Source organism: Embleya sp. NPDC059213 (assembly GCF_042754445.1).
Lineage (GTDB): Bacteria > Actinomycetota > Actinomycetes > Streptomycetales > Streptomycetaceae > Embleya.
This window is the reverse complement of record NZ_JBHZAV010000004.1, coordinates 112276-130199: the sequence shown is the minus strand read 5'-3', so window position 1 is coordinate 130199 and position 17924 is coordinate 112276. Positions and strand designations below refer to the sequence as shown.

The following is a 17924-nucleotide window of genomic DNA, read 5'->3' as shown; positions in this document are numbered from 1 at the left end:
CGCCCCGGCACCGCTCGCCAAGGACCACTGATCCGGCAACTCCGGGGCATCATCGATGAGTTGCCACCGGCAGTACCGGCCCCGCGCCCCCGCGCCGACGACGCGGACGAGGCCCGGCCGATCCCACCCACGCGTACTTCACCGAACCATGACCTCGGGGAGATTCGTCATGCCCGCACGCAAGTACACGCTGCCCACCTTCGCCCTCGCCACCGCCCTCGCCTTCGCCGTCTCCGGCTGCGCGTCCTCGGACACCAAGTCCGGTGCCGGGAAGGCCGATTCGGCCACCGTGGCCAAGGGCGCCAACGACCCGGCCGACAACCCCGGCACCGCGCACGGGGCCGAACACGGCGGCACCGTCCCGGCCGCCGACCACACCACCACCGGCGCGGCCGAACCGGCGTCCGGTGCGGAGACCTTCTTCGCCGCGGGCCTGTCCGGCGCGAACGAGGTGCCCGGCGGCAACGCCGCGGTGGGCGACCGGGACGGCAAGGGCACCGCGCTGGTCCGGATCAAGGGCGACCAGGTGAGCTTCGGGATCCGCTGGGAGGGCATCGGCGCGCCCACCGCGGCCCACCTGCACCTGGGCGGCAAGGGCCGCAACGGCGAGGTCGCGGTGCCGTTCTTCGCCTCGACCCTGCCCGGCACCGCGAACGCGGTCACCGGCAGCGTCCGGGTCGTCGACGCCGCGCTGCGGGCGAAGATCACGAGCGACCCGGCGAGCGTGTACTTCAACGTGCACACCGGCGAGTTTCCCGGCGGGGCGATCCGCGGCCAACTGGTCGAGCTCACCCGCCCCGTCGAGGTGAACAGCGTGCTCAAGAACGGCACGCTGCCCGCCGAGGCGACGGGCAAGCAGGAGGTGGCCGACCCGGCGGGCGGGAAGACCGGCGACCCGGACGGCCGCGCGGACACCTCGATCCGGCCGTGGGGCAACTGCATCGACTGGTCGTTCGCTTGGACCGGCGTCGCGCCACCCACCCTGGGCCACCTGCACCGGGGGGCGGCGGGCGCCAACGGTGACGTGGTCGCACCGCTGTTCGAGGCGAAGGCCGGCCTGCCGCAGTCGGTGACCGGCCTGGCCGGCACCGTGGAGGGGATCGACCCGGCCGTGGTCGAGCGGATCGACGCGACGCCGGCGAACTACTACACCAACCTGCACACGGGCGAGTTCCCGGGCGGCGCGGTGCGCGGGCAACCGGACCGGAAGGTGACCCCGAAGCCGCCGGCGGCGAACCTGTCGGTGGTCGCGGGCAAGCAGATCTACCAGTGCACCACCAAGGACGGCGGCACCGCGTTCACCCAACTCGACGTGGCGGCCAAGCTCCAGGGCGGTCTCAAGCACACCTTCGTGACCCCGACCGCCGGCCCGCCGCAGTGGATCGCTCCGGACGGCAGCGCGGTGACCGGCGCGGTGGCGAGCAAGCTGCCCAACGGTGACGGCAACATCCCCGAGCTGGTGCTGAACGCGACCCGGACCGGCAAGCCGGAGGGGCTGCTCTCCGCGACCACCCAGGTGTTGCGGCTGAACACCCGGGGCGGCGTGGCGCCGGCCGGCGCGTGCGACCCGGCGAGCCGGCCCACCGCCGAGGTGCCCTACCAGGCCGACTACCTGTTCATCGGCTGACCGCAGGCGCACCGCTCAAGACCCGCACGACCCGCCCGACCCGAAGGACCCGAAGGACCGCGCGACCGACCCCACGCGCGGTCCCTCGGCATGTCCGGCGGCGGCACCGTGCCGCGGCGGTGTCACTCCGGCAGGGCGACGACCATCTTCCCGGTGTTCTCCCCACGCAGCATGCCCAGGAGCGCTTCGAGGTTGTTCTCGATGCCCTCGACCACCGTCTCGCGATACTTGAGCCTGCCCTCGCGCAGCCAACCGCCGACCTCGGCGAGGAACTCGTCGCGGCGGCCGAAGTGGTCGATCACGATGAAGCCCTGGAGGCGCAGCCGCTTGCCGATCGACAGCGCCAGGTTGCGCGGCGCCGGGGTCGGCTCGGTGGCGTTGTACTGCGCGATCGCGCCGCACATCGCGACCCGCCCGTGCGTGTGCAACGCGCCGATCGCGGCCTCCAGGTGCTCGCCGCCGACGTTGTCGAAGTACACGTCGATGCCGTCGGGCGCGGCCTTGTCGAGTTGTTCGGCGATCGGACCCTGCTTGTAGTCGAACGCGGCGTCGAAGCCGTACTCGTCCACGAGCAAGGCGACCTTGTCCGCCGAACCCGCGCTGCCGACCACCCGCGAGGCGCCCTTGAGCCGGGCGATCTGGCCGACCTGGCTGCCCACCGCACCGGCCGCGCCGGAGACGAACACCGCGTCGCCGGGCTTGAAGGAGGCGACGTCGAGCAGGCCCGCCCACGCGGTCATCCCCGGCATGCCCAGGACGCCCAGGTAGGCGGACAGCGGCGCGAGGTCGGGATCGACCTTGACCGCGCCCGCGCCCTTGCCCGGGACCACCGAGTACTCGCGCCAGCCGAGCCAGTGCTGCACCGCGTCGCCGACCTCGAAACCGGGAGCCCTGGAGGCCACGACCCGGCCGACCGCGCCGCCGTCCATGGGTTTGTTCAGCTCGAACGGCGGGGTGTACGACTTGACGTCGTTCATCCGGCCGCGCATCGCGGGGTCGACCGACAGGAACAGGTTGCGGATCAGCATCTGCCCGTCGGCGAGTTCCGGGATCTCGACCTCGCGCAGCGCGAAGTCCTCCGCCTTCGGCCAGCCCTTGGGGCGGGCCAGCAGGTGCCATGCGCGGCTGGTGGTGGGGGTCATCGGAGGTGGCCTCTCTCGTCGGTGAAGGGTGGGTGGGGAGGCGGGGCGTCGGTGCGGCTCTCGGGTCAGGCGTCCACGGGCTGCCGCTCCTGCGGCACCGGGACGGCCACGGGTTCGGCCCTGGCGGGTACCCGCTTCAGGCCCAGCAACGCCACCCCGACGACCAGGACCAACATCACCCCGGCGATCACGAAGCTGAGCGTGAACCGGCTCTCGGCCGGGATCGGCGGGACGCCGGCGGGCAGGCCCCGGACCGACTCGGAGGCCAGCAGCGTGGTGATCACGGCGCTGGCGATCGAGCTGCCGACGCTGCGCGAGATGGAGTTGATGCCGTTCGCGATGCCGGTCTGGTGGTGCGGCACGTTGGCCACGATCAGCGCGGGCATCGCCGCGTACCCGAAGGAGATCGCGATGCCGGTGAGCATGCCCGCGAGGATCACCGACGCGGAGGTGCCATGGCCGAAGGCGAGCCACGCGAAGCCGGCGATGCCCACCGTCGAGCCGATCGCCAGGGTCGTGCGGGCGCCGATCCTGCCCACCAGGAGACCGCCAAGCGGCGCCGCGAGCAGCGAGATCAGCGCGCCCGGCAGCAGGTATTCGACCGAGGCCCGCAACACCGACGCGGTGAATCCGTAGCCGGCCACCCGCTCCGGCATCTGCACCAGGTAGGAGATGCCGATGAATTGGCTGAACGCGGCGAAGCCGACGAACAGACCGGCCAGGTTGGTCAGCAGCACCGGACGGTGCACGAACATCCGCAGGTCCACCAGCGGGTCGGCGACCCGGCGCTCGACTCGGACCCACACACCCGCTGTCAGCACCGCGCCGACGAAGGCGCCGATGGTCCGGCCGGACGCCCAACCCCATTCGTGGCCCTGCGAGATGCCCAGGAGCAGCAGCACCAGGAACAGGCCGAGGGTGGCCGCGCCGAGCAGGTCGATCCGGCCGCCCGCCTTGCTGCCCCCGGCCGGCACCCGCAGGATCACCGCGAGCAGGGCGACGGCGGACAGGATCGCGGAGAACCAGAAGACCAGGTGGTAGTTCGGGTCGTCGCCACGGGTGAGCAGCCCGGTGGCCACCAGCGAGAGACCGCTGCCGAACGCGAGGGTGCCGCTGATCAGCGACATCGCGCCGGGCAGCTTCTCCACCGGGAGCTCCTCGCGAATGATCGACAACGCGAGCGGGAAGATCGCGGTCGCCGCGCCCTGGAGCACCCGGCCCAGGATCAGCAGCGGCAGCGAGGACGTGACCGCCGCCAGCACGGAGCCGGCGATCATCACGATCAGCACGCCGACCAGGGTCGGCTTCTTGCCGTGCTGGTCGCCGAAGCGGCCGAGCAGCGGGGTGAACACGGCCGCGGACAGCAGCGTCGCGGTGGTCACCCAGCCGACGCCGGCGGGAGTGGTGCCCAGCTCCTGTTGGAGCAGCCCGAGGATCGGGATGACCTGGGTCTGCGCCATCGCGACGACCATGGCGGCCAGACCCAGGGCGAGGATCAGCGGGGCGCCGGATCGTCCCTTGTCGGCGGTGGCGCCACCGGCGGCGGTACCGGTGCCCTTGCCGGGCGGGGTGAGGCTCACGGGGTGCTCTTCCTGGAAGGGGACGGGGCAGGAGGGAAGCTTGGGAGCCTCGATGGTTGAGGTCTTCAAGCAATACGACGGATCGACCGTAGACAGCCGGAAATTGCTACGTCAAGTTCAAAGGTTGAAGTCCTCAACCTTTTTGCGTTAACTTGGCTCCATGAGCAGCACTGCGGACCGCCCCGACACCGCCGAGATCATGGACGCCATGGCCGCCGTCGGCACGGCGTACTTCCACGACTTCGCCGCCGTGGTCAGCCGGCACGGCCTCACCTCGGTGCAGGCCAAGACGCTGTCCCTGCTCCGCCGCCCGCTGCCGATGCGCGGGCTCGCCGACCGCCTGGTGTGCGACGCCTCGAACGTCACCGGCATCGTGGACCGGCTCGAATCGCGCGGCCTGGTCCGCCGCGAGCCCGACCCGAACGACCGCCGGGTCAAGAACGTGGTGGCCACCGACGAGGGCCACGCCACGATCCGCCGCATCCGCAGCGAGATGAAGACCACCCGCGCCGCCCTCGACGCCCTCACCCCAGAGGAACGCCTCGCGCTGTACCGCCTGTTGGCCCGGCTGCGGCCGGCCATGGAGGCTCCGCACGCCTGACCGGAATCGGTCGCCTCGCCGGGCCGGGCACCGGCGTGGTCGAACTGCCCAACGGCGTCACCATCGTCGTCGCGCCGTACTGCCCGCGCCGCTGCGGGTTCGGCCTGCGCCGGGGCCGCCCTGGGTGATCGACGCCGACAGAGCGCCCGCACCCGCCCGGCGCGGGCCAAGGCGACGGCGCCGCCGGGGTCACGGGTGCGGCAGGTCCGCCAGGCCGCGGATGAAGATGTCCAGGCCGAATTCGACCCGGGCCATCCGGCCGCCGGTGGTCATGTGCGGCTTCAGGGCGATCAGGGTCGGGAATCGGTCCGGGGGCAACGACTCGATGACCTCGCCGAGGTAGGACTGGGCCATCGCCATCGGATCCTCCCCGTGTTCGGACCGGGACAGGTGCAGCGCCGCCTCGTAGACGTCGGCCGAGATGTAGAGCTGAAGCACGTCCAGCACCCACGCGCTGGCCTGTTCGGGGACACCGCCGCCGCGCATCACGGCCAACAGCCCCTCGCTGATCCGCAGCGCGTTGGGTCCGGAGGGGATCGCCGCCAGTACCGCCCGGCCCAGGTCGTGGTGTGCGGCCAACACGGTCCGGAAGTCCAGCACCACCTCCTTGAGTTGGGCCTGCCAGCGCTCGGGGTCCGGCTCCGGGATCACCACGTCGCCGAGCACGTGGTCCAGCACCAGTTCGAGCAGTTCCTCCTTGCTCGACACGTGGACGTACAACGACGCCGGTCCGGTCTGCAATTCGTCGGCGACCCGCCGCATGCTCACCGCTTCGAGGCCGCCCTCGTCCAGCACGGCCAGCGCCGCCCGCACGATCGACGCCCGACTCAGCGGCGGGCGCACCGGCCTGGCCCGGCCGCGCCGCCACGGCGGGGTGGGCAGTTCCGGCACGTCGGCGCCCGCGTCCGCGGGCGGTCGGTCGGGGGTGCCTGGGGATCCGGTCCGCGACGTTCTCGCCATCTGTTGCCGTCCTGTTTCGATCGGGGGTTGCGAACAGCGTAGTTGACCCGAACACTGACTCCTGGAACGAACAGCGATCGTTCCACCGAACGACATTCGTTCGGCACGAACCTTATTCGTCGAGGAGAGTCATGGATGTCAGCACCTTCCCGTCGGGCGCCCCGCCGGCCCCGGACCGGCCTTCGGTGACGGAGGCCGTGCCCCATCCGCGGCGGTGGGCGGCGCTCGCCGTGGCCCTGTTGGCCGAGACGATGGACCTGCTCGACGCGACCGTGGTCGGGGTCGCCGCGCCGTCGGTGCGGGCGGACCTGGGCGGCGGTTCGACCGGGCTGCAGTGGATCGCCGCCGCGTACACGCTGACCTTCGCCGTCGGCCTGATCACCGGCGGTCGGCTCGGCGACATCCTGGGCCGCCGCCGGATGTTCCTGATCGGCCTCGGCGGCTTCACCGCGACCTCGGCGTTGTGCGCGGTCGCGCCGTCGATCGGGCTGCTGATCGCGGCTCGCGCGGTGCAGGGCCTGTTCGCCGCGCTGACCATCCCGCAGACGTATTCGGTGGTGGTGTCGGTCTTCGCGCCGGCCGAACGCGGCAAAGCCTTCGGCCTGTTCGGGCCGGTGATGGCGTTGGCCTCGGTGGGCGGCCCGATCGTGGCCGGCGCGCTGATCGAGGCGGATCCCGCGGGCACCGGCTGGCGGGCGATCTTCCTGATCAACGTGCCGCTGGGCGTGTTGGCCATCCTCGGCGCGCTGCGCTACGTGCCCGAATCGCGGGCGCCGCGGCGGCCCGGGCTCGACCCGATCGGCATGGTGTTGGTCTCGGCCGCCGTGCTGCTGTTGGTGTATCCGCTGGTCCAGGGGCGCGAATCGGGTTGGCCCGGTTGGACGTTCGCCTCGATGGCGGGCGCGTTGCCGGTGTTGGCGGCCTTCGCCTGGTGGCAGCGGCGGATCGCGCGGGCCGGCGGATCACCGCTGGTGGTACCGAGCCTGCTCGCCAAACGGGCGTTCACCGGCAGCCTGTCGGTGGGCCTGGTGTTCTTCGCCGCGATGAACGGACTGATCCTGGTGTTCGGCCTGTTCCTCCAGATCGGCCTGGGCTGGTCGGCCATCCACGCCGGCCTGGCGAGCACCCCGATCGCGCTGGGCGTGGTGCTCGGCGCGGTGGCCGCCGGTGCCGTGCTGGTGCCGCGGTTCGGCCGGACCGTCCTGCACGCGGGCGCGGTGGTGATGGCGGTGGGCGTGGCCGCGCTGTCCCTGACCCTGCATCGGGTGGGCGCCGACGTGGACGCCGGGCAGCTCGCACCGTCCCTGGTGGTCGTCGGGATCGGCATGGGCCTGGTGCTCGCCCCGTTCTTCGACATCGCACTGGCGAGCGTCGACGAGCACGAGACCGGCTCGGCGTCCGGCGTGCTGAACGCCAACCAGCAACTCGGCGCCACGCTGGGGGTGGCGATCCTGGGCACGGTGTTCTTCGACGCCGCCGCCGCACCGGACGCCGCGGATCGGGCCGATGCGTACACGCACGCGCTGGAACAGACCCTGTGGGTGGTCGTGGCCGCACTCGCGCTCGTCGTACTCACCGCGTTCCTGCTGCCGCGCCGGCCGCGCGACGAGGAGCCGATCGACTCGCCTTAGGGCGTGGCCGGGGTGGACGGCGGTGGGGTGTCGGGGGGATCGTGCCGCCGAGGGCGCGCCGAATCAGCGACGCGGTGCGGTACGGCCGGTTCGCCGGGATCGGCGCGCCCGCCGGCTCACGCCCGTACCAGGCGCCATGTTCGACCTGTGGTCGCACGCCGGCGTCGGCGCGCATGCCGAGGCGATCCTGGCCCGGCTGCGTGCGGGCACCATGCCGTGCGACGGGCCCTGGCCGGCCGACCGGGTGGACGCCATCGCCCGCTGGGTCGACGAGGGCATGCCCGAGTAACCCCCGAGCAGGGTGGTGCCGGCGGTCCGCGCCACGGGGCCGATCGCCGGCACCGCCCGCCCGAGTCGACCGCCCGGCGACCCGGGCCGTGTATCGATTCCCCCACAGCGCCTTCGGCGCGATCCCAAACCGCGAATGGCCACAGTACGCTCGGCGAAAACGGGGAATCGGTGGTGCGGAGGCAGGCGAACGTGACATCCATACCGGCGGGGGACGCGGGAGACGACGACGAGACCTGGCGGTTGCCCCGCCTCGACGAGGTCGAGAGTCGGTTGCCCGCACGGATCGACACGAGCATTCCGCACACCGCCCGGATCTACGACTATCTGCTGGGCGGCAAGAACAACTTCGCGGTCGACCGCGCGGCGGCGGACACCATCGTCGCCGCCATTCCCGACCTGCCGGTCACCCTGCAACTCAATCGGCTCTTCCTGCGCCGCGCGGTGCGCTACGCCGCGCGCCGGGGCATCCGGCAGTTCCTGGACATCGGCACCGGCATTCCCACCTCGGGCAACACCCACGAGGTGGCGCACGAGATCGCCCCGGACGCCCGGGTGGCGTACGTGGACAACGACCCGATCGTGCTGGTGCACGGGCGGGCGCTGATGGCCGACGCCGGACCCGGCCGGACCACCTTCACCCAGGCCGACCTGCGCTCGCCGCAGGACATCCTGTCGGCGCCCGAGGTGCTGGAGGTGATCGACTTCGGCGAGCCCGTCGCGCTGATGCTGGTCGCCATACTGCACTTCATCCGGGACGACGAGAAGCCGCACGAGATCGTCGCCCGACTGCGCGACGCGCTGCCCGCCGGCAGCATGCTGCTGCTCTCGCACGCGTCCTTCGACGCCGACCCGAACCAAGGCCGCAAGGGCGCCGACGGATGGAAGAACGCCTCCGCCGAGATGACCATGCGCGGCCACGACGACATCCTGTCGCTGTTCGCCGGCTTCGACCTGGTCGACCCCGGTCTGCGCACCCACTGGAACCCGGACGCGGAGCCGGACCACCCCCTGGACACGGTGGAGAACGTCTGGGGTTACGGCGCGGTCGGCATCAAGCCCTGACGAGGCACCGCGCCGGACGGCCGCGTCCGAGCCGGGAACGGCCCGTCGGGATCGCCGACGGGCCGCGACTCCCGGATGGAGGGGATCACCCGGTCTCGCCGGCGACCACCCGGCGAAGCGGTGGCTCCGCCATCGGCTCGGCGCGCCGGCCGATGATGGATTCGGCGATCTCACCGCTGCGCACGGCCAGGTTCGACAGCAGCGACGAGGTCAGGCCGTGGGTGTGCTCGGTACCGCCCTGGAGGTAGATGCCGCAGCCCAACTCGGGCGTGGTGACCAGCCGGTAGTCCCGGGCGACGCGATGCCGACCCGTGTCGTCGCGCAGGCAGTATCGATCGAGGTCGCCGAGCAGCGCGGTCGGCTCCATCGCGTCGTAGCCGGTGGCGAACACGATCGCGTCCACGTCCAGTTCCGGCGTCTCGTCGGTCGGCAGGGACAGCAGCGACACCCGCGTCTCGTCGCCGGCCCGCTTGACCTGGTCGACCCTGGTCAGGTTGAGGAAGCGCAACCGGTCCAGGCCGCGCACCTCTTCGTCGTACGAACGCCGATACAGGTCGCGGATCACCTCGTCGTCGACCACCGAGTAGTTGGTGTTCCGGTGGTAGTGCCAGAACGCCTCGCGGGAGCGATCCGTCCCGAAGTAGTAGGTGTCCACCGCGCCCGGGTCGAAGATCTGGTTCGCGAAGGGGGTGTCGTCGGCCACGCAGTAGCCGTAGGACGGAATGATCGAGTAGACCTGCGCGTGCGGCAGTTCGTCGTAGAGATAGCGGGTGATCTCGGCCGCGCTCTGACCCGCGCCGACCACCGCCACGGACTTGAGCCCGGCCGGGTCCATCCGACCGAACTTGTCCAGGAACTCCGAGCTGTGCCACACACGTTCGTCGCGCTGCACACCCTTGGGCATGCGCGGCACCAGGCCGGTGGAGACGGCCACGTTGCGTGCGCCCACCACCCGGGTCGTGGAGCCGCTGCGGACCTCCAGTTCCACGTACGGCTCGCCGGCGTCGCCCTCGGTCGCCGCGGGCCGTCGGATCCCGGTCACCTCGGTGCCGTAGCGGACCCGGTCGGTGAAGCGGGCCGCCGCCCATTCCAGGTACTGGTGGAATTCCTGGCGCGTCGGAAAGAAGTCCTGGTTGTTGACGAACTGCGTCAACCGACCGGACGCATGCAGGAACGACACGAAGCCGAAGCTCGACACCGGATTGCGGAACGTGGCCAGATCCTTCATGAAGGAAATCTGCATGGTCGTCGTGGGCAACAGCATATTGCGATGCCAGCCGAACGCGGGCTGTCGTTCGAAGAACATCGCCGACGGCTGTGACGGATCGTCCGGACCTGCGGACCGATACTCGTCCAGCGCAATGGCCAGCGACAGATTGGAAGGGCCGAACCCGATGCCCACCACGTCGTAGATCTCGCGTGCAAAAGTGCCCATAGAAAACTCTCCCGCTAGCAGGGCGGCGACAGGGACTTCCGTATCTTCGGCGGGTCGGTCACGGAAACCGATAAGAGGACCCTGGTCGGGAATTCAGGATAACCATTGTCCGACGTGCCCATGCTCCCGAATCTCTCGACCGGCCATACGGGAGAAACGCATTCGATATTGCGTCTGGGGGCACCGCAGTTCCAACGTAGGGGGGCCGGGCAAACCTTTCAAGGGGCTCGGTCCGCAATACGACCGCCGGGGCCGTCCCGCCGACGGGACAACGCTCCGGTCGGTCCGCCGGCCCGATCGTCCACCCGGGTACCGAACCACTGCCCGGGCACACGAAGCCAGGATGCTCCGCGACATGGCGCACCGGATTACCGAGCGGGTGAGTTCCCGCGTGTTCGTTACCCGGCGGTATCGCGAACCGGGCCGTTCATGGATGGTCGAGCCGATCCGTGGTAATCAATTGGTAACCGGCGTCGGACGCCGGCTCGGCGGACGCCCCTTTCGCCATACACCCGCCGGGTATTCCGGGCTCGGCGGACGATCGACGAATTGCCGGGCGGCCGGGCGGCCGAAGCCGGACCCGTTCCGGAGAACGACCGAAGGGCCCGTGCTCGCGAGCACGGGCCCCGGGATCGTGGTGCGTTGCACCGCCCCGGGCGGTGCACTGTCCACGATCACCCCGTTGTGCCTCGATCACCTGCCGTCAGGCGCTGACCGCCGTCTGCTCCTCGACGTCCTCCAGGACCCGCTCGGCGGCGTTGTCCAGCGTCGCGAGCACCCACTGCTCGAAGTCGATCCCCGATTGCTCCGCGGCCTTGTGCCACCACTGGATGCGATCGCCCGGCACCGCGAGCCGGCGCGTCGCCTCGGCCTGCCGGCCGTCCTGTCCCTCGGTCGCCGCCCGGACGTCACGGATGGCGTTGCGAAGCTGTTTGGTGGTCCACTTCATCTCTTCCGCGCGGTCCAGCCACAGTTCCTGTTCGGCGAGCGGCAACGAGGCCAATTCCGCATGGTGTTGGAAACTCAGTGCCGACCGCCTGCGATGGAACTCGAAACGCCTCGAAACCCATGCATAATTCCTTAGCGTCTGGTAGCTTAATCCGGCCGCGCGTATCCCCCGCTGGTACAGATCGGTATAGTGGTCCTTGCCGTATACCAACCAGTCGCCGAGCCACCACGACGAGGAATCCAGGATTCCCGACAGCTTGCGACCGGCCTGCTCCCAGTCTTCGAAGGTCATATCGGCAGGTATTTGCAGACCCACTTTTGTGGTGAGCAACCGACCGCAGTGCGGATGGTCCCCGACGGCTCTCCGCGGTCGGGCGACGACCCCCGGGCCCGAGCGAAGCTGCGTCTCTCTCGCGATTTCATGATTTCTGGTTTGATTCGCCACCATGCCTCCATGTGAGTGCACGCTCGAACAAGCGAATGTTGCGCAGATTCCGTGCCGCTCTTGCGCAGTTCGTTGCCACGGGGAGTCCCACCACGGGTGCATACCAGACATATCCGATATACATTCGGTCGACCATCGATCCCATCGGCGCGATCGGACCCGAAGGCCACTCTCGGATCGCTCCCGGCCGAATGTTCGACGACCTGGGCTCCACCTGCGTACGACCGTGCCACGCGATCCTTGGGATCGCGCGGTCGGACATGGTGGACATATGTACGAATGCGTGCATCAACGACTTGCCCCGTTCGCCTCTTTGCAGATCCCCGTTGGCATTGCGGCTACCGGCGTCACGCCTTGCCGTCTCCCGAAGATCCACATTCAAAGTGGGCCTCTTCGACGGCCTACCCGAGTAGATCCCAGCAACTCCCGGAAATCAAGGAAACGGCCGCTGATCGTTTCGGAACGATACCGCCCACTGTCGCCGGGTAGTCGATCGTCTCATTCCACAACCGGCGAAAAAAGATTTGACCAACCAAGTTGTTTCTATACATGGCCGGGGTGATCGGATCGAGCGAGTTCGCGGGGCCGGTCACTATAAGGGCGCGTACCTGCTGCGGCTCGAAAACCCGGCCGTCTTGACGCGGTCCTAACGGCACCGATAGGCGGGTGTCATCGCACATTCACGACCGGGCCGCATCGGGAATGACCTCGACCATCCGGACGGATTCTTCGGCGCCCCGTTCGAGTGCCGGCGACGCGCGTCGATCGATCGAATTCGGCCGGCCCGGATCCGCGCCGAACCGGGCCGGCGCTCGGCTCCGCGGCGGTTCCCGGCCTGTGCACCGCACCGGACGCGGCCGGGTCGGGCGTCGACCCGCCACCGGGCGAGTCGGCCGGCCGGTGGGCGATCCGCAGATGCGGGCCCGGCTCGCCGCAGCCCGCCGGCGGCGACCTCGGCCCGGCCCGCGAACCACGTCGCGCACCCCGTCGTGCACCCGCCCCGCACCCCGACCGAGCGCCCGACGGAACGCCGGGGGGAATTACCCGAATCGACTCCGATGAAATCCCCGAATATCAATTGCAGGTGATTGTCCCGTCAACGGGACGAGTGCGGCCCACACCTCGTGCTAACTTCGGCCCGCGGCGATCCCGCTCCTTTCCGGCATGCCTGCATCGGGCGAACGCCGTGTTTCCGTCCGGTCGAACACACCGTTTCGCATCGGCATTGATTTCACCCCGGACACAAATCGCGGAGAACAAGGGAATCAAAGTGACCCAGACAAACACCCAGGCGACTTCGGACGGCAACCGCACGGCTCGGCCGCGGCGTTTCCTGATGTGCCGGCCCACCTACTTCGACGTCACGTATTCGATCAATCCGTGGATGGACCCGCGGGTGCCCACCTCCGCGGACACCGGGTCGGCCCAGTGGAAGGGTCTGCACGATGCCTACGTCGCGCTCGGGCACGACGTGGCGTTGATCGAACCGGTGCCCGGTCTCCCGGACATGGTGTTCGCGGCCAACGGCGCGACGGTCGTGGACGGCAAGGTGCTCGTCGCCCGGTTTCGCCACCCGCAGCGCGCCGACGAATCGCAGGCGTACCTCGACTGGTTCCGCGCCGACGGATGGTCCGAGGTACGCCAGGCCGAGAGCCTCAACGAGGGCGAGGGCGACTTCCTCTACGTGGGCGGCGAACTGCTGGCCGGCTCCGGATTCCGCAGCGACCTGCGCGGGCACCACGAGGCACGGGAGTTCTTCGGCATCCCGGTGCTCAGCCTGACCTTGGTCGACCCCAGGTTCTACCACCTGGACACCGCGCTCACGGTGCTCGGCCCCGACGAGATCATGTACTACCCGCAGGCGTTCTCCCCCGACAGCCGGCGGCTGCTGGCCGAGCGCTTCCCCGACGCGATCCTGGCCGACGAGGCCACCGCGGTCGTCTTCGGGCTCAACGCGCTGTCCGACGGCCGACACGTGCTGTTGCCGGAACGCGCCGTCGAACTCGCCGGCCCGCAGCTCCGCGAACGTGGCTACGTCCCGATCGGGATCGACCTGGTCGAGTTGCTCAAGGCCGGCGGCAACGCCAAGTGCTGCACGCTCGAACTGCGCCGCTGAGCGGCCCCGATGCGGGGCGGGGCGCTCGTTCGGTACCGGGTCCCGTCGACGGGACAGCCCCCGCCGGCGGCGCCGAGGATTCGTGGTGGGCCCAATTGTTCGCGGCCGACTCGACCGACCGTCGTTTCCGGTCACCGAATTCCGACCGGGAGGTATGCTCGCCTCACCGGAGCGGGTGTCGGAATACGGATCGGGAACTCGGCGGGGTTCGGGCGCGACCCCTGCAACCGGGTCGCACCGAATTACCCGAATCGCCGGCCGGACAAGGCTGATCATCGGTTCCACCCATCGACTGCCGTCGGGAAATGCCTCCGCCCGGGCAATTCCCGTCGGCGGCCCGGTTCCTCCTGCGGCCGGCCGGTCACAGGAGGAACCGGGTCATCGCCCGGGAAATACCGCCGGCCGGGAAATCCGCCGGAATTCGGGGCACCCCGAGCGCGCGACGATGCCGAAGGGCTCGGCCCGTCACCTGGTGACGGGCCGAGCCCTTCGGCATCGTGCGACACGGTGACGGGCCTACACCTTCGGGGCCTCGCGGTTGAAGATCGAGCGCGACCACAGGTAGCCGACCAGTGCCAGGCCGAGGCACCAGGCCAGGGCGATCCAGGCGTCGTTGCCGATCCCGGTGCCCAGGAGCAGGCCGCGCAGCGTCTCGTTGATCGGGGTGAACGGCTGGTATTCGGCGAACCAGCGCAGCCCGGTGGGCATCGAGTCGGGCGTGACGATCGCACTGCCCAGGAACGGCAGGAAGGTCAGCGGCAGCGGCGCGTTACTCGCGGTCTCCACGGTCGAGGCGCCCAGGCCCATCGCGGCCGAGAGCCAACTGAACCCGAAGGCGAGCAGGAGCAACAGGCCGATGGAGGCCAGCCATTCGATCGGGGTCGCGTTCGACCGGAAACCGACCGCGAAGGCGACGCCGGTCACCATGACCAGCGCGATCATGGTCTGGATGACGTTGCCGAGCACGTGACCGGTGAGCACCGAGGCCCGGGAGATGGACATGGTGCGGAAGCGGTTGATGATGCCTTCGGTCATGTCCGAACACACCGACACGGCCGTGGAGACGGCACCGGAGGTGGCCGTCATCAAGATGATGCCCGGGGTGACGTAGTCGATGTAGTCGCCGCGGCCGGAGCCGCCGCCGGGCAGCTCGATGCCGTTGCCGAGCGCGTTGCCGAACACGTAGACGAACAGCAGCAACATCAGGATCGGGGTGATGACCGTCGACAGCGTCATGGACGGGTAGCGCCGGGCGCGCTTGAGGTTGCGGCGCAACATCGTCATCGAGTCGCGTACCGCATAGGTGGAAGTACTCATCGCGCGTTCTCCTTGGACGACTCGGGCCGACCGGTCAGGGCGAGGAAGACATCGTCGAGGTCGGGGGTGTGCACGGACAGCGACTGCGCCTCCGCACCGGCGTACTCCAGCGCGTCCAGCACGTCGCGCAGGGCCGCGATGTTGCCGTCGCCGGGGATTTGCAGGGCGAGTTCCTCGTTGTCGCGCAGCGCGCCGGGGAACAGCGCGGCCGCCGCGTCCAGGCGCCGCTCGGTGGCGAAGAACACCCGGATGTGCCCGCCCGGGATGCGCCCCTTGAGCTCGGCCGCGGTGCCCTCGGCAACCAGCCTCCCGTGGTCCAACACCGCGATGCGATCCGCGAGTTGGTCCGCCTCCTCCAGATACTGCGTGGTCAGGAAGATGGTCGTGCCGTCGGCGACCAGATCGCGGATCAGGTCCCGCATCACCCGCCGGCTGCGCGGGTCCAGGCCGGTGGTCGGCTCGTCGAGGAAGAGCACACTCGGGCGGCCGACCAGGGTCATCGCCAGGTCGAGCTTGCGTCGCATGCCACCGGAGAAGGTGGACGCCGACTTCCCGGCCTCGGCGGCGAGGTCGAAGCGGTGGAGCAGATCGGCGGCGCGCCGCCGGCCCTCCCGCCGGTCCAGGTGGTGCAGGTCCGCCATCAGGAGCAGGTTCTCCTCGGCGGTGAGCAGGTTGTCCACCGCCGCGAACTGCCCGGTGACGCCGATCTCCCGGCGGATCCCGTCCGGGTCGGTCCGCAGGTCGTGCCCGGCCACCCGCGCCTCGCCCGCGTCGGCGCCGATCAACGTGGTGAGGATCTGCACGGTGGTGGTCTTGCCGGCGCCGTTGGGACCCAGGAGGGCGAAGATCGTGCCCTCGGGGATGTGCAGGTCGATGCCGTCGAGCACGACCTTGTCGCCGTAGGACTTGCGCACCCCGCGGGCGGTGATTCCGCCCGGGGTGGCGATCCGAGTGGTGGTGGCGGTCATCGCGCCCACCCTTCCTTTCCCTGGATCTGTCGAATGGTTCGGCGCCGGCATGGCAGTGCTGCGGCGCCATGGTGGTGCCAAGTACCGATCGGTCCGTGATCGGGTCGCAGTCCGGCGGCGATCCGACCACAACAACCGCTTCCGGTGACCCTGGAGGTCCGTTGCGGCCAGCATGGCACACTTTTGACGCCACAGTGAACCCTATGGAGCCAAAGTGGCGTCATTTTCGCATCGTGCCTGGTCGGAGGGCCGAAACAGGGATGGCGCCATGGCGGCAGGCAGGCGCCCCCTAGGGTGTTGCCTGCTCCGGGATGCGGATCTCGGCTACGGGAGGAGGCCGGTCGCGAATGTCCGATGTGGACGTGCCGGGGTCCGGCCCGCCGGGTTCCGACCCGCCGGGCTCGGACGAGGAGACCAAGTTCGTCACGATGCTCTATCGCGAGTACTCACGGCCGTTGCTCGCGGTCGTGTCGCGACTGAACGGTGGCGATCGGCAGCGGGCCGAGGACAGCGTGCAGGAGGTGCTGGTCCGGGCCTGGCGCAATCGCGCCAAGCTCGATCCCGCCGCGCCGCTGCTGCCCTGGCTGGTCACCGTCGCCCGCCGGCTGGTCATCGACGAGCAGCGGGCCCGCGCGGCCCGTCCGCCGGAGGTCGGCGACGAGCCGTTGGCCACGCTGCCCACCGGGGACGAGGTCGATCGGCTGCTGCGCTCGGTGGTGGTCGGCGACGCGCTGGACGCCCTTTCCACATCGCACCGGGAAATTTTGATCGAAACGTTCTTCCGCGACCGTACTGTCAACCAGGCGGCCGAGGTACTCGGCATCCCGGCGGGTACGGCGAAGTCACGCGTGTACTACGCGCTGCGCGCGCTGCGGCTCGTCCTGGAGGAGAGGGGTGTGTCGGCATGAGCGTGCAACCCGAACATGCGGATGTCGCCGCGTATGCCCTCGGCCTGTTGGAGCCGGCGGACCGGGATGCGTTCGAGGAGCATTTGGCCGGCTGCGACCGCTGTCTCGACGAGCTGGCCGATTTCTCCGGTCTGGCCACGCTGCTGACCGAGGTGCGCGACGAGGGCGTGTACGAACTGCCGGAGCCGGCGGCACCGGCACCCGCGGCGCCGACCCGACCGGCGTGGACACCCGGACCGGTCCCGGTGCCGACGCCGGAACCGACCGCTGCCCCGCCACCGGTCGCCGGCCCGGGTCCGGTGGACGATTTGGCCGCGCGGCGCAACGCCCGACGCACCCCCCGGCTCGCCCTCCTGGTCGCCGCGTGCGTCGCGCTCCTGGTGATCGGTCTGGGCGCAGGCGTGCTCGCCGGCCGGACCTGGCTCAAGGACGATTCGTCCACCTCGGCGCAGCAGGCGGACCCGTTCCGGGCCATCGCCGAGAACGGGACGACGCTGCAGGCCACCGATCCGCGCACCGGGGCAGCCGCCCGGATCGCGCTGGAGAGCAAGGCCTGGGGCACCAACCTCGCGCTCGAACTGCGCAACGTTCGCGGTCCGTTGCGGTGTTCGCTGGTCGCGATCGGCAAGGACGGCAAGGAACAGCAGATCTCCGGCTGGACGGTCCCGCCGAAGGGCTACGGTGTACCGGGTTCGGAGGCGCCCCTGGTGATCCGGACCGGCACCTGGACGCCCGCGGACCAACTCGCCCGCTTCGAGGTCCGCATCGCCGACGGCGGAACGTTGGTCGGCGTACCGGTCTAGTACGTGCCGCCGGACGCGCCCGGCGCGAACAAAGAACGGTCCTGCCGTCCCGTCGGAACCCCCGGGACGGCAGGACCGTTCGGTTCGGGG

At 70.2% G+C, this 17924-nt stretch carries 15 protein-coding genes; 8 read left to right on the top strand and 7 right to left on the bottom strand.

Annotated features, from left to right (window positions below):
- Positions 1-169 precede the first annotated feature (169 nt).
- Positions 170-1627 (top strand): CHRD domain-containing protein, encoded by a 1458-nt coding sequence (locus tag ACFXMF_RS03120; RefSeq protein WP_379990201.1) that lies wholly within the window; start codon positions 170-172, stop codon positions 1625-1627.
- A 122-nt stretch (positions 1628-1749) separates the two neighbouring features.
- Here the strand turns inward: ACFXMF_RS03120 and ACFXMF_RS03115 are convergent, their stop codons facing one another.
- Together ACFXMF_RS03115 and ACFXMF_RS03110 are read right to left on the bottom strand one after the other, a co-directional pair.
- Positions 1750-2769 (bottom strand): NADP-dependent oxidoreductase, encoded by a 1020-nt coding sequence (locus ACFXMF_RS03115; protein ID WP_360313386.1) that lies wholly within the window; start codon positions 2767-2769, stop codon positions 1750-1752.
- A gap of 65 nt (positions 2770-2834) precedes the next feature.
- Positions 2835-4349, bottom strand: coding sequence for an MFS transporter (locus ACFXMF_RS03110; RefSeq protein WP_379990202.1), 1515 nt, complete (start codon positions 4347-4349; stop codon positions 2835-2837).
- Positions 4350-4509: 160 nt separating this feature from the next.
- On the opposite strand from ACFXMF_RS03110, the gene ACFXMF_RS03105 reads away from it, so the two are divergent.
- On the top strand, positions 4510-4950 hold the full coding sequence (locus tag ACFXMF_RS03105) for a MarR family transcriptional regulator (protein WP_360313390.1): 441 nt from the start codon (positions 4510-4512) through the stop codon (positions 4948-4950).
- 189 nt (positions 4951-5139) lie between these two features.
- On the opposite strand, the gene ACFXMF_RS03100 is transcribed toward ACFXMF_RS03105, so the two are convergent.
- Positions 5140-5910, bottom strand: a complete 771-nt coding sequence (locus ACFXMF_RS03100; protein WP_379990203.1) for a TetR/AcrR family transcriptional regulator — start codon at positions 5908-5910, stop codon at positions 5140-5142.
- A 131-nt stretch (positions 5911-6041) separates the two neighbouring features.
- Between ACFXMF_RS03100 and ACFXMF_RS03095 the strand changes: the two genes are divergently transcribed.
- From ACFXMF_RS03095 to ACFXMF_RS03085, 3 genes are all read left to right on the top strand, one after another.
- The gene (locus ACFXMF_RS03095) at positions 6042-7541 is read left to right on the top strand and encodes an MFS transporter (protein WP_360313394.1); all 1500 of its coding nucleotides are present in this window, start codon (positions 6042-6044) and stop codon (positions 7539-7541) included.
- A gap of 136 nt (positions 7542-7677) precedes the next feature.
- Positions 7678-7830 (top strand): hypothetical protein, encoded by a 153-nt coding sequence (locus tag ACFXMF_RS03090; RefSeq protein ID WP_379990205.1) that lies wholly within the window; start codon positions 7678-7680, stop codon positions 7828-7830.
- Positions 7831-8021: 191 nt separating this feature from the next.
- Positions 8022-8894 (top strand): SAM-dependent methyltransferase, encoded by an 873-nt coding sequence (locus ACFXMF_RS03085; RefSeq protein WP_360313398.1) that lies wholly within the window; start codon positions 8022-8024, stop codon positions 8892-8894.
- A gap of 85 nt (positions 8895-8979) precedes the next feature.
- Here the strand turns inward: ACFXMF_RS03085 and ACFXMF_RS03080 are convergent, their stop codons facing one another.
- Complete coding sequence (locus tag ACFXMF_RS03080) at positions 8980-10329, bottom strand: lysine N(6)-hydroxylase/L-ornithine N(5)-oxygenase family protein (protein WP_379990206.1); 1350 nt, start codon at positions 10327-10329, stop codon at positions 8980-8982.
- 703 nt (positions 10330-11032) lie between these two features.
- Positions 11033-11725: an LmbU family transcriptional regulator gene (locus ACFXMF_RS03075; RefSeq protein WP_380020496.1), complete on the bottom strand. Its 693-nt coding sequence runs from the start codon at positions 11723-11725 to the stop codon at positions 11033-11035.
- Positions 11726-12992: 1267 nt separating this feature from the next.
- Between ACFXMF_RS03075 and ddaH the strand changes: the two genes are divergently transcribed.
- Positions 12993-13838, top strand: coding sequence for a dimethylargininase (gene ddaH / locus ACFXMF_RS03070; RefSeq protein ID WP_360313404.1), 846 nt, complete (start codon positions 12993-12995; stop codon positions 13836-13838).
- Between the two features lie 516 nt (positions 13839-14354).
- On the opposite strand, the gene ACFXMF_RS03065 is transcribed toward ddaH, so the two are convergent.
- Positions 14355-15155, bottom strand: a complete 801-nt coding sequence (locus ACFXMF_RS03065; RefSeq protein ID WP_360313406.1) for an ABC transporter permease — start codon at positions 15153-15155, stop codon at positions 14355-14357.
- Positions 15152-16123: an ATP-binding cassette domain-containing protein gene (locus ACFXMF_RS03060; protein ID WP_360313408.1), complete on the bottom strand. Its 972-nt coding sequence runs from the start codon at positions 16121-16123 to the stop codon at positions 15152-15154. The genes ACFXMF_RS03065 and ACFXMF_RS03060 overlap by 4 nt, the downstream gene beginning before the upstream one ends.
- A 347-nt stretch (positions 16124-16470) precedes the next feature.
- Between ACFXMF_RS03060 and ACFXMF_RS03055 the strand changes: the two genes are divergently transcribed.
- Both ACFXMF_RS03055 and ACFXMF_RS03050 read left to right on the top strand, forming a co-directional pair.
- Positions 16471-17031 (top strand): sigma-70 family RNA polymerase sigma factor, encoded by a 561-nt coding sequence (locus tag ACFXMF_RS03055; protein WP_360313410.1) that lies wholly within the window; start codon positions 16471-16473, stop codon positions 17029-17031.
- Positions 17028-17834 (top strand): zf-HC2 domain-containing protein, encoded by an 807-nt coding sequence (locus tag ACFXMF_RS03050; protein WP_360313412.1) that lies wholly within the window; start codon positions 17028-17030, stop codon positions 17832-17834. The genes ACFXMF_RS03055 and ACFXMF_RS03050 overlap by 4 nt, the downstream gene beginning before the upstream one ends.
- Positions 17835-17924: the final 90 nt, after the last annotated feature.

Bases quoted from the DNA above. Each gene is read 5' to 3' on its own strand.
- ACFXMF_RS03120 (WP_379990201.1), top strand. From the start codon at position 170: ATGCCCGCACGCAAGTACACGCTGCCCACCTTCGCCCTCGCCACCGCC.
- ACFXMF_RS03115 (WP_360313386.1), bottom strand. From the start codon at position 2,769: ATGACCCCCACCACCAGCCGCGCATGGCACCTGCTGGCCCGCCCCAAG.
- ACFXMF_RS03105 (WP_360313390.1), top strand. From the start codon at position 4,510: ATGAGCAGCACTGCGGACCGCCCCGACACCGCCGAGATCATGGACGCC.
- ACFXMF_RS03100 (WP_379990203.1), bottom strand. From the start codon at position 5,910: ATGGCGAGAACGTCGCGGACCGGATCCCCAGGCACCCCCGACCGACCG.
- ACFXMF_RS03095 (WP_360313394.1), top strand. From the start codon at position 6,042: ATGGATGTCAGCACCTTCCCGTCGGGCGCCCCGCCGGCCCCGGACCGG.
- ACFXMF_RS03090 (WP_379990205.1), top strand. From the start codon at position 7,678: ATGTTCGACCTGTGGTCGCACGCCGGCGTCGGCGCGCATGCCGAGGCG.
- ACFXMF_RS03080 (WP_379990206.1), bottom strand. From the start codon at position 10,329: ATGGGCACTTTTGCACGCGAGATCTACGACGTGGTGGGCATCGGGTTC.
- ACFXMF_RS03075 (WP_380020496.1), bottom strand. From the start codon at position 11,725: ATGGTGGCGAATCAAACCAGAAATCATGAAATCGCGAGAGAGACGCAG.
- ACFXMF_RS03065 (WP_360313406.1), bottom strand. From the start codon at position 15,155: ATGAGTACTTCCACCTATGCGGTACGCGACTCGATGACGATGTTGCGC.
- ACFXMF_RS03060 (WP_360313408.1), bottom strand. From the start codon at position 16,123: ATGACCGCCACCACCACTCGGATCGCCACCCCGGGCGGAATCACCGCC.
- ACFXMF_RS03055 (WP_360313410.1), top strand. From the start codon at position 16,471: ATGTCCGATGTGGACGTGCCGGGGTCCGGCCCGCCGGGTTCCGACCCG.
- ACFXMF_RS03050 (WP_360313412.1), top strand. From the start codon at position 17,028: ATGAGCGTGCAACCCGAACATGCGGATGTCGCCGCGTATGCCCTCGGC.